At 40.2% G+C, this 14,319-nt stretch carries 16 protein-coding genes; 8 read left to right on the forward strand and 8 right to left on the reverse strand.

Features of this window, described 5'->3' with window-relative positions; all coding sequences use genetic code 11:
• Position 1 precedes the first annotated feature (1 nt).
• Positions 2 to 784 carry a hypothetical protein gene (locus tag VK159_RS13495; protein ID WP_324230675.1) on the forward strand — a complete coding sequence of 261 codons (783 nt, stop codon included), beginning with the start codon at positions 2 to 4 and terminating at the stop codon, positions 782 to 784.
• 2 nt (positions 785 to 786) lie between these two features.
• On the opposite strand, the gene VK159_RS13500 is transcribed toward VK159_RS13495, so the two are convergent.
• From VK159_RS13500 to VK159_RS13515, 4 genes are all read right to left on the reverse strand, one after another.
• Positions 787 to 1,044: a hypothetical protein gene (locus VK159_RS13500; RefSeq protein ID WP_324230676.1), complete on the reverse strand. Its 258-nt coding sequence runs from the start codon at positions 1,042 to 1,044 to the stop codon at positions 787 to 789.
• A gap of 22 nt (positions 1,045 to 1,066) precedes the next feature.
• Entirely contained in the window at positions 1,067 to 1,348 is a 282-nt protein-coding gene (locus VK159_RS13505; RefSeq protein ID WP_324230677.1) for a DUF1360 domain-containing protein, read from the reverse strand.
• Between the two features lie 3 nt (positions 1,349 to 1,351).
• Positions 1,352 to 3,637: a hypothetical protein gene (locus VK159_RS13510; RefSeq protein ID WP_324230678.1), complete on the reverse strand. Its 2,286-nt coding sequence runs from the start codon at positions 3,635 to 3,637 to the stop codon at positions 1,352 to 1,354.
• Between the two features lie 141 nt (positions 3,638 to 3,778).
• Positions 3,779 to 5,086 carry a hypothetical protein gene (locus tag VK159_RS13515; RefSeq protein ID WP_324230679.1) on the reverse strand — a complete coding sequence of 436 codons (1,308 nt, stop codon included), beginning with the start codon at positions 5,084 to 5,086 and terminating at the stop codon, positions 3,779 to 3,781.
• Between the two features lie 305 nt (positions 5,087 to 5,391).
• Here VK159_RS13515 and nadB point away from each other — a divergent pair, with 305 nt between their 5' ends.
• The 6 genes from nadB to VK159_RS13545 all read left to right on the forward strand — a co-directional run bounded on the left by nadB (position 5,392) and on the right by VK159_RS13545 (position 10,610).
• Positions 5,392 to 6,993 (forward strand): L-aspartate oxidase, encoded by a 1,602-nt coding sequence (nadB, locus tag VK159_RS13520; RefSeq protein ID WP_324230680.1) that lies wholly within the window; start codon positions 5,392 to 5,394, stop codon positions 6,991 to 6,993.
• 37 nt (positions 6,994 to 7,030) lie between these two features.
• Positions 7,031 to 7,915: a lysophospholipid acyltransferase family protein gene (locus VK159_RS13525; protein WP_324230681.1), complete on the forward strand. Its 885-nt coding sequence runs from the start codon at positions 7,031 to 7,033 to the stop codon at positions 7,913 to 7,915.
• A 125-nt stretch (positions 7,916 to 8,040) separates the two neighbouring features.
• The gene (locus tag VK159_RS13530) at positions 8,041 to 8,502 is read left to right on the forward strand and encodes a hypothetical protein (RefSeq protein WP_324230682.1); all 462 of its coding nucleotides are present in this window, start codon (positions 8,041 to 8,043) and stop codon (positions 8,500 to 8,502) included.
• A gap of 11 nt (positions 8,503 to 8,513) precedes the next feature.
• Entirely contained in the window at positions 8,514 to 9,167 is a 654-nt protein-coding gene (locus VK159_RS13535) for a hypothetical protein (protein WP_324230683.1), read from the forward strand.
• Entirely contained in the window at positions 9,152 to 9,967 is an 816-nt protein-coding gene (locus VK159_RS13540) for a sensor histidine kinase (protein WP_324230684.1), read from the forward strand. Before VK159_RS13535 ends, VK159_RS13540 begins: the two co-directional genes overlap by 16 nt.
• Positions 9,945 to 10,610, forward strand: coding sequence for a response regulator transcription factor (locus tag VK159_RS13545; protein WP_324230685.1), 666 nt, complete (start codon positions 9,945 to 9,947; stop codon positions 10,608 to 10,610). Before VK159_RS13540 ends, VK159_RS13545 begins: the two co-directional genes overlap by 23 nt.
• 32 nt (positions 10,611 to 10,642) lie before the next feature.
• Here VK159_RS13545 and VK159_RS13550 read toward each other — a convergent pair whose 3' ends face one another.
• From VK159_RS13550 to VK159_RS13565, 4 genes are all read right to left on the reverse strand, one after another.
• On the reverse strand, positions 10,643 to 12,049 hold the full coding sequence (locus VK159_RS13550) for an MBL fold metallo-hydrolase (protein WP_324230686.1): 1,407 nt from the start codon (positions 12,047 to 12,049) through the stop codon (positions 10,643 to 10,645).
• 78 nt (positions 12,050 to 12,127) lie between these two features.
• Positions 12,128 to 12,451 carry a metalloregulator ArsR/SmtB family transcription factor gene (locus VK159_RS13555; protein WP_324230687.1) on the reverse strand — a complete coding sequence of 108 codons (324 nt, stop codon included), beginning with the start codon at positions 12,449 to 12,451 and terminating at the stop codon, positions 12,128 to 12,130.
• Between the two features lie 99 nt (positions 12,452 to 12,550).
• Positions 12,551 to 13,225: a tRNA (adenosine(37)-N6)-threonylcarbamoyltransferase complex dimerization subunit type 1 TsaB gene (gene tsaB / locus VK159_RS13560; RefSeq protein WP_324230688.1), complete on the reverse strand. Its 675-nt coding sequence runs from the start codon at positions 13,223 to 13,225 to the stop codon at positions 12,551 to 12,553.
• Between the two features lies 1 nt (position 13,226).
• Positions 13,227 to 13,862, reverse strand: a complete 636-nt coding sequence (locus VK159_RS13565) for a 3-hydroxyacyl-CoA dehydrogenase family protein (protein ID WP_324230689.1) — start codon at positions 13,860 to 13,862, stop codon at positions 13,227 to 13,229.
• A gap of 68 nt (positions 13,863 to 13,930) precedes the next feature.
• Between VK159_RS13565 and VK159_RS13570 the strand changes: the two genes are divergently transcribed.
• On the forward strand, positions 13,931 to 14,314 hold the full coding sequence (locus VK159_RS13570; protein WP_324230690.1) for a RidA family protein: 384 nt from the start codon (positions 13,931 to 13,933) through the stop codon (positions 14,312 to 14,314).
• Positions 14,315 to 14,319 lie beyond the last annotated feature (5 nt).

Raw genomic sequence — 14,319 nt, forward strand, 5'->3', positions numbered from 1 at the left:
TATGAAAATTGTAAAGATCATCGCAGGTATTTTAGTTGTTGCATCGTTTGCCAGTTGCACCATCAATGAAGAGATTGACCTTAGCTCTGCAGGTAAAGGCCAGTACATGTTGGCAACTGATATGAGCCAGGCGTTGGAAATGATGAAGAGCATGGGCGGTGGACAAATGCCCGACAGTTTAAAAGGGAAAAAAATCGATACCACCATGTCGCTGGCATCACAACTTGATTCGTTAGATAAACCTCTTTCAGCAGAAGAGCAGGCTTATTTTAAAAACGGAACCCTTCACATGGTGATGAGTATGGATGATAATAAATTCAACATGGAAACAAAATATCCTGTAAAGGATATTAAAGACCTGCAAAAGTTTTTTAAAGCTTACTACTATGTTGATTCAGTAAATAAATCAAAAAAGAAAACACCGCAACCCGGTGAAGAAGCGCCCGAAGAAGGAGCTCCCGGCGCAGGCATGGGTGGTTTGGCAAATGTGATGGGGAACATGCCATCAACAGCATCGCCTTATATTATCACTGATACCAGCATACAACGTATTGCACTTACCAAAGAATCAATGTCAGAAACTTATGGTGATCAAATGAAAGGTGCTGAAATGTTCATGAGCCAGATGGTGATGAGCGTTACAATTAAACTACCACGACCTGTAAAAAGGCTCGAAGGTAAAAGTGCAAAACTGCTTGAAGATAAAAAGACAGTTTTCTTTACAGCTTCCATGGCCGAAATGATGGAAGATCCTGAAAACGGAAGTTTCCTGATTGTATTCTAAGTTCAGGATGCATTTACTTTTTTCAACGAAGATTCAGCACGCATGCCACTGGCATCACGGTAATCAACCAGTTGTCGTTCACCTGTTTTACTAAAATTGTACCGGTTACCGGTTACACTTCCTTTTACTGTAAAACTGTTGTTACCTGTATATTCGAACAATACATCGTTCCACATTTTTGTGGAGTGTTGTTCAGTTTCCTGTACCTGTGAGGCGAATGATTGTTTTAAACTTTCCCGTTTACTTCCGCAGCAAGACATAGCCCGATGATTTTAAGTTGAATTATTTTTTTGTTGTTGCTTTAAAGAGAATACATGCTCCACCGCTGATGGCCAGCCATTGAATGATTCCGGTTATCCAATCATTACTCATCCAACCCGCAAATGGAATTGCGATCCAGATGCTGAGGCAATAGAAACAATCGAGCAGGGTTCCGAAGAACCCATGCCCGAGTTGTTTGCGAATGCGGATAATGATATCCCATGGCCCATCTTCTTCGGCCAGTAAATGACCAAGTCGCCATGTAGCAAGTATTGAGATCAACAGCTTCAATGCATCACTCATTGATTATTTTCTTTGAATATAAAACGTTGAGCTTGCCTGGTAAGTTCCTTCAAGCCCGCTGTTGTAACCATTTGTTCTCCGCATGTTGGCTGTTAAACCAAAGGACACAACTGCAAATTCTTCATTCGGTTGTAACCATCCACCTGCAGCAGCTGATGGTTGCATCTGCACACTAACAAAACCTGTTGTTCCAAAATCGCCAAGCGTACCAGTATAACCGGGGCATCCATTTGCGTCAGTGTTTGATGCATTACTGCCGGCTTTGAGCAACCCTGTTTTGTTTCCTGCAATACTTAATGGTATTGTTACATTTACTTCAACATCACTTGGGCATTTGCTCATGCTCAATGCATAATCGTTGATGAAACCCCATGCATCATTTGCTTTAAAGTTTAAACGAAGTGGCGTGTTCATTTCTGCTGCTGTCATCTTATAAAGATTGCAAGGCAATGTTTCGAGTGGTGAAATAAATTCAACACCGCTTAATCCAAATTCAATCGGACGATTGTTGATGTAAAGTGCAATCAGGTCTCTTGCATTTGGAACAAGATTTCCTTTTTCATCATATCCCTCAATTAAAAAATACACTTTGCCCGGAGTGCCTGCTTCATAAATTGCACTGTTGAGTTGCATGTATCTATCTAAATTGGAGAACTCCCAATCCACACCATCTAAATATACTTCTGCCTGGATGTTGGTATAAGCAGGAACAACTACAGCGCCACTTCCATCTACATTCAACGATGTATTAAATGGTCCGGTAACATCGCCACTATAAAACGGAATATTCCGTTTTGAAAATTTCGGATGCCTGTATTGCTGGTTTACAAATTGCCAACCATTGCCCGGCTTGCGGTAACGGATGGTGTAATACCTGATCACAGCATCGCCTTTTTTGCGTTGCAGGTTAAACAAACAACCTTTCAAATCGACCAAACCTTTCCATGCAGCACAATCAATACTGAAACCAGCTTGTGAATTATGAACACTGATAACACCTGTTGAACGGAGATGATTGTTGTAACCATTTCTGTCTAATGCTGCAGCTGATGTGCTTGCACTCGTATTTTGGTTGCCACCTATAAATATATTTCCTAAACTGCCAACAAGATTACCATTAAAGCAGAATGAAGATGGACGAACAATGTCAGCAGGGAAACAAAAATCTAAACGTTGCAGTTGATTGATGTTGAAATGTGGTGCGCTTTCAAACAATGTTATTGTTGGATGAAAACTGTCAGTAATCCTCACCAATACATCAGGACGAACCTGCACCAAACTGTTTTCACCACCGGCTACATCTTCTTCCACTTCATGCACCATTTCACTAAGGCTTTGTGTAAAACGAAAAATGTAATTTCCATTCATATCGGTAATGGCACTGCCAAGCATACTTGTGTTACCATTGCCGATGTATGGACCTCCGGCAAGTTCGCTGCTGCTACGGTCGTATTCAACAAAGTTGAGTGTAAGATTATTGCCGGGATCGGTATTGCAGATAAAACGGATACTGTCTTTCAGTTTTGCTAAACCAATTTTATCGATCATGTAGCGTTCACTTGCAATGGTTTTTGCACCGGAAAGATTTCTTGTTCCTGTAAGCTGGAAATCGCTCAGCAGATTTTGCGGTTCAGCAATTTCCTCTTTTCCTTTTCTTGCTTTTGCTGTTGTATCAGCAGCCGGGAAATTTGTTCGTGCATAAACATTCGCAATCCGTGGAGGCAATGCAACATCATCGCCAATATTGATCATTAACGGCGAGAAGAAAGGCGGCGGATCAGGTTGTGGTATTGGCGGAATACGTTCAGGATATAATTTTTCAATTACTTCTTTCAACTTATCATACTTCAATGCATCAAGCAATTGTTTGTATGTATCAATCACCACCCATCTTCTGCGGCACGGATTAAAAATGCAATTACCACTGTACACGGTAACATTACCGTACAGCACGTAATCGCTAACAGATGCAGCTGATGAACAAGTAAGTACCAGATCATTAAAATCCTGGTCGCCACCGGCATCGTTGCTTTCAATATCAAACCGGAACATGCCGGCACTAATGGTTGGGAACTTGATTCGAGTATCCGATTGTCTGAAACCCGATCCCGGATCGTTTTGAATAGCTATTAACCAATGATTACCTGTAACATTAACAAGGGGAGCGCCAACAACACCATTGTATGTGCCGTTGCCACTTGATGCGCCAATAACTGTGAAGCGTTGGGGAAAGGCAGCGTTTTTCGATTTCACACTGATGCTCCAATTTCCCTGCATGGAAATAAACATGATGATAGGTTTAATAGATGAATAAAAACTCTGAAGAAAATATTGATTGTGTAGAGAGAAAGAAAAATTTTGCACTGGCCCCCATCATTGCATTAAGCTGATAAGCCAGAGCCAGTGCAAAAATTATTTTTGAACCTGTTCTTAATCTGCAATTACCGGAGCCGGAGGACAACAGCGGTATTCCTGCGATTTTTCAAGTAGTTCAATCTGTTTGCGGAGTAAATCGTTTTCCAATTGCATTCTTTCTTTTAATGCCGGCTCGCATACATCACAATCATCCAAACATCCTTTAGCGATGATTCCGGGTGTTGGCAAAGAAAATTCCATTTCTATTTCAATACTTTTCTTTGTTTCCTGTGTCACTTTTCCTTCCTTGTCAATAAGTCCTTTTGCTGCGAGCTGTTCATCAACTTCTTTCAATGCCTTGGTACGTGTTTCACTATCCAATGCCGTGCCAAAATCCTGGTTAAAACTAATAGCTGTTTTTGTTAATATAGGAGATCGCAATAATGAAGTTGCTGTATCAACATTTGTATTGAATGATGCAATGCCTGCAACATTTGTAAGTGCCTGTGTTTTCAGAAATGAAGTTGCAGGAACATCCTGTGCTACCAATGAAATAGGAAGTTTTGGCGCAGAGGGTTGAAGCACTCCCCATACCGGTGCGCTTTCATCCAATACTCTTCTTTCAATAGATACCAGCTCAAATTTTATTTTCTGTTTTTTATTGAGCCGGTAAAACATGTAGGTTACCGCATGACATTTGTTATAATTCACAAATTCACGTGATGATGCTTCAAAATGATCTTCACTTTCACCTTCAATATGTGTGCGGGTACTTACTTCGCCCATTGAAACAGAATGTGCTTTACGAGTAGCGCTCACAGATTGTGATGCTGCACTTTGCACATGTGTTTTTTGCTGGTTGAGAAAATCTGCAACCGAACTGCTGTTATGATTTCCTGCTGCTTTGGTACTTGCACTGGCGCTGAGTGTAAATGGATTTACACTTCCACCGGCTGAGCCACTAAAATCCCAGTGACCTTCTGATGAACTTTCTGCATGACCAGACTGTGACGCAGATGCATCGGCCATGTACTTTTGAAAGGCTGTCATGTAATACTGATCTTCGGAGATCTGCTCATTACGGTAACTCAGTTTGGTTTCACTATCATAGGAGAAACGGCTTCTCCTGTCGGTTGTCATTAACCGTACTTTTTCTCCGGGTAACAAGGTGGTGCTGTAAACAGGATCTCCCAAGGTAAGTCCAAGTGTGCAACGGCTGAATTTGAAATGTAGAATTACTTCCACATTTATTCTTCTCCTGTTGTTGGCAGAAATGGCGGTGGGGTAATTAAGCACCCTGCTGAAATTAATAACATCGCAATGGTCATCTTTGATCAGTTCCGGGCAGCACGGAACAAGTGATTTTTCGTGATCGGTTGTCATGATAATAAGGTTTAATAATAAATAATAACTGTGTAGGTATTTTGCGGCAGGCAAATACTTACAGATGGTCTGTGATACGTTGATGGGTTTACGAGATAGAAGTTGGGTGTTTTGGCAGGGCAGGGGTTAGCTTACATGTAAACTCGTTATTATGTGTTACGGATGTAAAAGTATGTATTCAAAAATCATTTGTCAATACCCTAAATAGGTAAGTCATGATAATTTAATACTTAGCAGATATACGATTGTAAACCGTAAATTAAGCTGCTTTGGTTTCTTTATCTTTATTGCTTTAATTGAAATAGATGCAAACAGATTTTCTCGTTATAGGATCGGGCATTGCCGGATTGACATATGCCATTAAAGTTGCGGAAGCTTGCCCGGATAAGCAAGTGCTTGTTGTAACAAAATCAAATGCCGACGAAACCAATACCAAATATGCACAGGGCGGTATAGCTGTGGTAAATGATCTGGAGAACGATAGTTTCGATAAACATATAGAAGACACATTGATCGCAGGTGATGGTTTATGTGATGAACAGATCGTTGAGATCGTAGTGAAAGAAGGTGCTTTACGTGTGAATGAAATTATTGAGTGGGGTGCACGGTTCGATAAAGAAAAAGATGGTGATTATTCGTTGGGAAAGGAAGGTGGGCATAGTGAGCACCGCATCCTTCATCATAAAGATGTAACCGGTGCAGAAATGGAAAGAGCATTGCTTGAAACTATTCGGCGCAGCAAGAACATTACATTGGTGAATCATTATTTTGTTGTTGATCTTATTACCCAGCATCATCTTGGTTTTCTTGTAACTAAATCAACACCAGATGTGCAATGCTATGGTGTGTATGCCTTGAATCTTAATACCAACACCATCGAGATCATCCAGGCCAAGATAACTTTATTGGCGGCTGGCGGTAATGGACAGGTATATCGAACTACAACAAATCCTGTTATTGCAAGTGGCGATGGTGTGGCAATGGTTTACCGTGCAAAAGGCCGGATTGAAAATATGGAGTTCATCCAGTTTCATCCAACGGCATTATACCAGGCAGGTCAAAAAGGACAAGCGTTTTTAATTACAGAAGCTGTACGTGGCGATGGTGGTATTCTTCGTAATCATAAAGGCGAAGCTTTTATGGAGCAATACGATGAACGTAAAGATCTTGCTCCACGTGATATTGTTGCAAGAGCCATTGATAGTGAAATGAAGATCAGTGGTACCGAACATGTGTGGCTCGATTGCAGGCATATGGATATAGATAAATTCATTCATCATTTCCCGAATATTTACGAAAAATGTAAAAGCCTTGGCATTGATGTAACACAACATATGATCCCTGTTGCTCCTGCAGCGCATTACAGTTGCGGTGGTATTAAAACGGATGAGTGGGGGCGCACATCCATTAAACAGTTGTATGCAGCAGGCGAATGTGCAAGCACGGGTTTGCATGGTGCCAACCGTTTGGCCAGTAATTCTTTATTAGAAGCAATGGTATTTGCTCACCGCAGTTATATGGATGCGGTTGAAAAGATTAAATTATTAAATGCTGAGCAACCTGTATTACCAGACTGGAATGCAAAAGGAACAAGTCAACCAAAGGAAATGATTCTTATTACGCAAAGCTTAAAAGAATTGCAACAGGTAATGAGTGATTACGTTGGTATTGTGCGTAACGATAAGCGTTTGCAAAGGGCTATGCGCCGTTTAGATCTGTTGTGGGAAGAAACAGAAGAATTGTACCGCAGCAGTTCAATTTCGCCGCAGATCATGGAGTTGAGAAATATGATCACGGTTGGTTATCTCATTACAAAAGGAGCATCCTTCCGGAAAGAGAGCAGGGGATTGCATTTCAATACTGATTATCCAACCAAGCATCCGCTACTGCAGAACATTGTACTGTAGGCTTTGGACAAAAATGCTTAATCTTTAATTTCGCCGCATGTATTATATCGTTTACGGTTTCCTGCGTTTACTTTCATTTCTTCCAATGGCAGTGCTTTACCTGCTTTCCGATTTTGCTTATGTAATTATTTTCTATGTGCTTGGCTATCGAAAAGAAGTGGTGATGAATAATCTGTTAACTGCCTTTCCCGAAAAAACAGAAGAAGAGCGAAGGAAGATCATGAAAACATTCTATCACAACTTTTGTGATACGTTTCTTGAAATGATCAAAATGTTTTCATGGAATACAGAAGAAATTAAAAAAAGGTTTGTCTGCAATATTGAAGTGATGAATGATTTTGTTGGTAAAGAACAGAATGTACTCATCGTTTCGGGCCATTACTTTAATTGGGAAATGGCCAATCTTGGGTTAGGCGTTCTTTCAAAAATGCCATTTGTGGTGGTGTATATGCCTATACGTAATAAAGCATTTGAAAAAATTGTGTATGATATGCGCAGAAAGACAGGTGTTATTTTAGTGCCGGCTACAGATTTTCAAAACCAGGTACGTGAGCATACAAAAAATCAACACGCATTAATTCTGGTGGGCGATCAAAACCCCGGTAACCCTGCCAAAGCATATTGGACAAATTTCTTCACCAAGCCAGCTCCGTTTCCAAGGGGTCCGGAAAAAGGAGCCCGACGGGGTAATACCGTTGTTATTTATGCTGATTTTTATAAAGTAAAACGTGGTTATTATAAATGTGATTTCGAATTATTGACTTCCACTCCAACTGAATTTAAGGATGGCCAACTTACACGGTTGATTGTTGATAAAATTGAAAACTCTATTCGTCAGCGACCGGCTAATTATTTATGGAGCCACAGAAGATGGAAGCATGAATGGAAAGAAGAATACCGAAAGATGTGGGTTGATAAATAATTATACCGTGTTTTAACGGTTAATAAAAATGATTTAACGGTTTATGTTTATTTGAATGTTTTGTGTTTACAAACTTGTTAGTTTTAATTGTAAACCAAATTCATTTAATTGTAAACTACTACGTCATGTCAGGAAGAAAAATTTCAAAGAAGGAAGTTGTTCGTTTAGTAAAGAAGTATAAGAAAAGTGGCGAGAAGAAAAACAGTATTTCGGCCTGGTTTTCTCTAGCCAATATGCAGGAAATTGTCAAGTTGATCGGCGATTTAACTGATTCCGCAACGGGCAAAACGGGTGATGGTGTAAGAGTATATTTCAGCCGCTATCCCAATAACGTAAGTGATCCGGAAAAAAAAGACAAAAACACCGTTGTATTTGTGCCAACTTATAGTTTAAATGGAGGCAGCACACATCACGATTATATTTCTGCCGAAGAAGTAAAAAAACTGTCAGAGGAAATAGGAGATCCGGATACCGAAAGCGAGGCTGTAATATTGAGAAGCGTTGCAGAAGAAGAGGGTGATCTGGGCTTTAACCATGCAGAACTTTGTCCCAGCCACTGCGATGGTGGTACGGTAGGAGGTGCTTAATTTTAAACTGAATGTTTTCATTTCTCACATTACATAGCTATTTTGAAATTTTCGCATTGCTAACCAGCATAATTTGCTGGCGTTCCATCAAAAAAACGCCGTTACGCTGGTTAGCATTCTTTATGCTCTTTATTGTATTGGTTGAGTTAACAGGGAGATATTACAGAACAGTTTTACATCAGTCGAATGCATGGCTTTATAATTTCTCAGTTCCCATTGAGTATTTGTTTTATGGTTGGCTACTAAGCCAGTATTTCAGAAGCAAAGTTTTTATTACAATTGCAAGGGTATTTTTAGTTTGCTTTTTTGTTTTTGCCGGGTTGCAATTATTTGTTTTTGGAGAACTGACCACTTTCAATCCGATATTTTTCAAGATCGGTAGTCTTGCAATGATCGTCTTTTGTTGTTTTTATTTTATTGATTTTATGCGGGAAGAAGTGCCTGTGAACCCTGTGAGTGAACCGATGTTTTGGATCGCTTCCGGTTTATTTCTGTTTAATGCCGGGGAGTTTTTGTATGTTTCGCTATCGAATATATTATTCAGCGATTGGCAAAAGTGGAAACCGGTTATCAGCCAGATCAACAACAACCTGGTTGTACTTTTATACGCAACTATTTCAATCGGTATTATAACAATGGCACGTAAACAATGGATTCAGAAATAGCACAACTACTGATTTATTTTACAATAGCAATTTTGTTATTGGGTATTTTTTTGATCGTCTTTGTCATCATTTATCGCTTACGTATGAATAACTACCTGAAAGAAAAGGAGCAAACAAAGCTTCTTTATGAACAAACACTTCTGCAAACCCAGCTTGAGATACAGGAACAAACACTGAAGAACATCTCGCAGGAAATTCATGATAACGTGGGGCAGGTATTAACGCTTGCTAAACTGAATCTCGCAACTACTGCAGTTAATGACTCGGGTGCAATGGAAAAAATAAAAACCAGTCAGCAACTCATCGGTAAAGCTATCCAGGATCTCCGTGATCTCAGCCGCAGTTTAAATACTGATTATGTAGAAGAAATGGGTCTTCTAAGGTCAATTGAGTATGAACTCGAACTGCTTAAAAAAACAGGTAGTATTCAAACAACTTTCACTATTGCCGGCGCTATTGAAAAACTTGATAAACACAAAGAACTCATTTTGTTTCGTATTGTGCAGGAGGCAATACACAATGTAATACGACATGCAGATGCAGGGAAAATCAATGCAACAATTGTATTTAATAATCATACAATGGAAATTTGTATTGAGGATAATGGGAAAGGATTTGATATGAAGCCACTCACCACGCCCGGAAATAAATCGTTCGGTCTGGGTATTCGCAATATGCATGAACGGGCAACCGTAATTGGGGCACTTTTTTCCATGAACAGTGAACCGGGCGCAGGAACAAAACTTTATCTAGAGGTACCATTAAATGAAACGATTGATGAAGAAGGCAGAAAAAATTAAAGTAGCATTGGCCGATGATCACATCTTGCTGCGGAAAGGCCTGGCAGGAGTGGTAGATAGTTTTGGCGACTATGCGGTTTTATTTGAAGCTGACAATGGCCAGCATTTTACACAGCAGATAAAAAAATATGGTGAGCCAGATATTGTGTTGATGGATATTAACATGCCTGAGATGGATGGCTATACAACTGCTAAATGGCTTAAGCAGCATCATCCGTTAGTGAATGTGATTGCACTCTCAATGTATGACAATGAAAATGCAATTATCAGAATGTTCAAAGCCGGAGCCAAGGGATATATTCTTAAGGATAGTGAACCACCTGAATTACAGAACGCATTAGATTCTGTTCATCAAAAGGGTTATTATTATTCTGAGTTGGTAACGGGACGTTTGATTCATTCTATTAACCAGATGGATGATAAAAAGAGCGAAATAAAAATACTCAATGAGTTAAACGACCGTGAAGTTGAGTTCCTGAAACATGCGTGTACAGAAATGACGTACAAGGAAATTGCTGAAAAAATGTTTGTCAGTCCAAGAACAATTGACGGTTATCGTGATTCATTATTTGAAAAACTTGAAATTAAAACAAGGGTGGGGCTGGTGATGTACGCAATAAAAAATGGTATTGTATCAGTATAAAAAAGTCCCGCATAAATTGCGGGACTTTTTTATTAGTTCAAGACACTTTTCTCTTTCTCTATTTTAATTTTCTGTTCTTTTATTTTATTGAAACCGCCTACTACATTGCGCAGGTTATGAAACCCTTGACGTTTCAGAATGGAAGAAGCAATCACACTTCTGTAACCACTTTGGCAATGCACATATAAATTGTCTCTTTCTTCAATATTTGCAATTAAGCCCGGATCAGTTATTTCACCCAGTGGAAGATTAACTGCATCTTTCACATGACCATCAGCATATTCAGTTTCTTTGCGCACATCAACCACAACCAGGTTATCATCAAATGGAAGATCCATTGCCAGTTCATCTGCTTCCACATCTATTATGATGTCAACCTGCTCACCCGCATTAGCCCATGCTTCAAAACCACCTTTTAAATAACCACCTACTTTATCAAAACCAACTCTTGCAAGTCGTACAATGGTCTCTTCTTCTTTTCCTTCATCACTCACCAACAAAATAGTTTCGTCAAACGGCAACAATGCACCGGCCCATTCAGCAAAACGTCCTTCAAGTCCAATACTGATCGAACCAGGAACAAATCCCAAAGTGAATTTGTCGGCGTTGCGTGTATCAAGTATAAGTGTTTTTGGTTCGTTTGCTTTTTGTTTGAAGGACGCAATATCCAATTCAGTCAGTCCTTTTTTCAACAGAGTGTCAAGTGATCCATAACCTTCTTTGTTGATTCGTGCGTTCACAGGAAAATATTTCGGTGGAGCATCAAGCCCATCAGTTACTGCTTTAATAAATTCATCTTTGGTTGATTGCTGCAAAGCGTAATTTGTTTGCTTCTGTTCACCAATTGTGCTGGAGGTTTCGGGTCCCATGCTTTTGCCGCAAGAGCTGCCGGGCCCATGTGCAGGATAAACAATCACTTCATCTGCCAAAGGCATGATCTTCTGCTGAAGTGAATCATACAATTTACCAGCAAGCTCACTCATAGAAAGATCGCCACCTTGTGCAAGATCCGGACGGCCAACATCTCCCACAAACAAAGTATCACCGGTAAAAACACAATGATCTTTACCTGTTTCATCTTTCAATAAGTAACAGGAGCTTTCAAGTGTATGACCGGGAGTATGTAATACTTCAATGGTTAAATCCCCCACCTTGAATTGTTCGCCATCTTTTGCTACATGAACGGGGAATGATGTTTCCGTTTGTGGTCCGTAAACAATTGGCGCATTTGATTGCTGTGAAAGATCAAGATGGCCGCTCACAAAATCGGCATGAAAATGCGTTTCAAAAATATATTTGATCTTGGCATTTCTTTCCTTTGCCAGGTTAAGGTAAACCTCTACGTCCCGCAATGGATCAATAATTGCACATTCGCCATTACTTTCAATATAATAGGCAGCTTCACTCAAACAGTTTGTATACAGCTGTTGTACGTACATAATCTTCTTTGCTTTTTTTGCAAAAGTACGTTAGTCTGTTTAAACAGCCTTATGAGTGCGTATAGGTGTGGAGAAAGGTCAGGCGAGGAGTTGTGTTACAAACTCATTTACCTCCTGCAGGCGGTCATGATTAACGGTGTACCAGATGAATTTGCCTTCCCGGGTGGTTTTTACAATGTTGCTGCGGCGCAAAATGGCTAAGTGTTGTGACGCAACTGATTGTTCAAGCCGGAGCTTTACATAGATCTCAGTTACGGTCATTTGACCATTTTCATTGATGAGTTGAATAATTTGCTGTCTTAGTTTGTGGTTTACAGAACGTAGAATGAGTGAAGCCTTCTTCACTGCATGATAATCAAGAGGAATAGGAACATTGCTCTCTTTTTTCTTAGTGGTTGCCATCTCAGGGTAGTTTAGTGGTTGGGTAATTTCGGGTGCTAAATCTAACAATCGTAAAACTAACAGTAAAATTACGCATTTAATAGTCGTAAAAGACATAATTCATATCTGTGTGGAATGGAACTCTTTACCGTACACAGGAACCGAATAAGCGAGTGAACTGAAGCTTTTTTGCTCAAATAATTTATCGGCCAAACCCACCATATCCCCGGCAGTCCATTTTACATCCAGAAAAAAAGCATTTGAATGTGTGCAAATAATTTGCCATTTAGGGGCCCCGTCGCCAAAAAAGAAAATGCGGGAGTTTTCCAGCTGCCGGACGAAGGAATCAGAGTTGAGAATCAGTGCAGAGATGGAGGAAACAGGCTTCAGATCTGCTGAATATAGAGCGGTGAACACTTCCATCCGGCGGGCATCAATCATGGGGCATAACAAAGCAGCTTCTTCATTTTTGAGAATAGTCGAGGCAGCAGCACTCATGACCAGCGTAGTTTCAACGCTGATCAATGGAATATCTAACGCATAGGCCAAGCCTTTAGCCGATGCAAATCCTACCCGGAGACCTGTGTAGGATCCCGGACCTGATGTTACAGCTATTGCATCAAGATCTTTGAGTGTTTGATTTGCTTCCTGCAATAAAGAGTGAACGGCTGGTTGTAGAAACGAAGCATGGTCCCGTTGGTTTTGATTGGCTTTCATACCGATCAAAACGCCATCTTTTGCCAAGGCAACTGAAGCATGGGTGGTAGAAGTATCAATGCAAAGCAACAACGCCATATCAGTTCTGGATGGTTTCGGTGAAAGAAGAAGCGGGTTGATAGCGGTTATCTTTTTCTGCCAGTTTGTGTAGAAGCCGGACTATACGATCAGTCCCTATCTTGTTGCACCACTCAAATGGCCCCATTGGATAGCTGGTGCCGAGTTTCATAGCTGTATCAATTTCTGACTCAGTTGAAACGGCTTCTTCCCTTGCAAGTAATGCTTCATTCACGATCATGCTTACTGTTCTTGCACTTACAAAACCGGGTTCGTCTTCCGTTCTTAATGCAGGTATATTGAGTGTTTGAAAAAGCTGCTGAAATTTCTCTACGTGATTGTCAACTACTGCAAACTCAATACAGTTTCTGTTGATGAAAGTTGGCCAATGATTAAAACGTGCAATGGGTAATTGTGTATCGGTCGCTAATTCCTTTAACGTAAATATTACTGAGCCTATGAGGATGGGTATGGTTGCTGTTCGATATTGATCGATAGTTGTAGGATGGTCTTCAATTGTTAGATCAATGATGCAATCGGCTGTTGTCAAATCTTCAGATAAGAATTCTTCTCTTCTTATACAATCATTGTCAACAAAAGGGAATTCCTTTCCAAATAAATCTGTTACAGGTTGAGAACTGACGAGGACCAAACGCATACCAGCAAATTTACAGGGAAGCAAAGTAAACACGCTTATTTCTTCGGCTAATAAAGTAAGTTTGCCGCATGATGGAAAAGAAAATTATTCAAACCGATCAGGCACCTGCGCCAATCGGTCCTTACAACCAGGCAGTAGCAGCAGGAGGCTTTTTATTTATATCAGGACAAATATGCATTAAGCCTGATACAGGGGAAATGAACAATACAGATATACAGGCAGAAACACACCAGGTGATGCATAACCTGAAAGCTGTTTTACAGGAGGCAGGTATGGATTTCAGTAATGTAGTAAAGACAACGATCTTTCTCAGCGATATGGCCTTGTTCAGTGAAGTGAATGAAATTTATGGCAAGTACTTCGATGGAGGTTTTCCTGCAAGGGAAACAGTGGCTGTAAAAGGGTTACCAAAGAATGTGAATGTAGAGATCAGTATGATCGCTGCAGGATAAAGAAA

This window comes from Lacibacter sp. (assembly GCF_035299325.1).
Lineage (GTDB): Bacteria > Bacteroidota > Bacteroidia > Chitinophagales > Chitinophagaceae > Lacibacter.

What these genes read in the sequence shown, in the direction of transcription:
- VK159_RS13495 (WP_324230675.1), top strand. Translation starts at nt 2, where the DNA reads ATGAAAATTGTAAAGATCATCGCAGGTATTTTAGTTGTTGCATCGTTT.
- VK159_RS13500 (WP_324230676.1), bottom strand. Translation starts at nt 1,044, where the DNA reads ATGTCTTGCTGCGGAAGTAAACGGGAAAGTTTAAAACAATCATTCGCC.
- VK159_RS13505 (WP_324230677.1), bottom strand. Translation starts at nt 1,348, where the DNA reads ATGAGTGATGCATTGAAGCTGTTGATCTCAATACTTGCTACATGGCGA.
- VK159_RS13510 (WP_324230678.1), bottom strand. Translation starts at nt 3,637, where the DNA reads ATGTTTATTTCCATGCAGGGAAATTGGAGCATCAGTGTGAAATCGAAA.
- VK159_RS13515 (WP_324230679.1), bottom strand. Translation starts at nt 5,086, where the DNA reads ATGACAACCGATCACGAAAAATCACTTGTTCCGTGCTGCCCGGAACTG.
- nadB (WP_324230680.1), top strand. Translation starts at nt 5,392, where the DNA reads ATGCAAACAGATTTTCTCGTTATAGGATCGGGCATTGCCGGATTGACA.
- VK159_RS13525 (WP_324230681.1), top strand. Translation starts at nt 7,031, where the DNA reads ATGTATTATATCGTTTACGGTTTCCTGCGTTTACTTTCATTTCTTCCA.
- VK159_RS13530 (WP_324230682.1), top strand. Translation starts at nt 8,041, where the DNA reads ATGTCAGGAAGAAAAATTTCAAAGAAGGAAGTTGTTCGTTTAGTAAAG.
- VK159_RS13535 (WP_324230683.1), top strand. Translation starts at nt 8,514, where the DNA reads ATGTTTTCATTTCTCACATTACATAGCTATTTTGAAATTTTCGCATTG.
- VK159_RS13540 (WP_324230684.1), top strand. Translation starts at nt 9,152, where the DNA reads ATGGATTCAGAAATAGCACAACTACTGATTTATTTTACAATAGCAATT.
- VK159_RS13545 (WP_324230685.1), top strand. Translation starts at nt 9,945, where the DNA reads ATGAAGAAGGCAGAAAAAATTAAAGTAGCATTGGCCGATGATCACATC.
- VK159_RS13550 (WP_324230686.1), bottom strand. Translation starts at nt 12,049, where the DNA reads ATGTACGTACAACAGCTGTATACAAACTGTTTGAGTGAAGCTGCCTAT.
- VK159_RS13555 (WP_324230687.1), bottom strand. Translation starts at nt 12,451, where the DNA reads ATGGCAACCACTAAGAAAAAAGAGAGCAATGTTCCTATTCCTCTTGAT.
- tsaB (WP_324230688.1), bottom strand. Translation starts at nt 13,225, where the DNA reads ATGGCGTTGTTGCTTTGCATTGATACTTCTACCACCCATGCTTCAGTT.
- VK159_RS13565 (WP_324230689.1), bottom strand. Translation starts at nt 13,862, where the DNA reads ATGCGTTTGGTCCTCGTCAGTTCTCAACCTGTAACAGATTTATTTGGA.
- VK159_RS13570 (WP_324230690.1), top strand. Translation starts at nt 13,931, where the DNA reads ATGATGGAAAAGAAAATTATTCAAACCGATCAGGCACCTGCGCCAATC.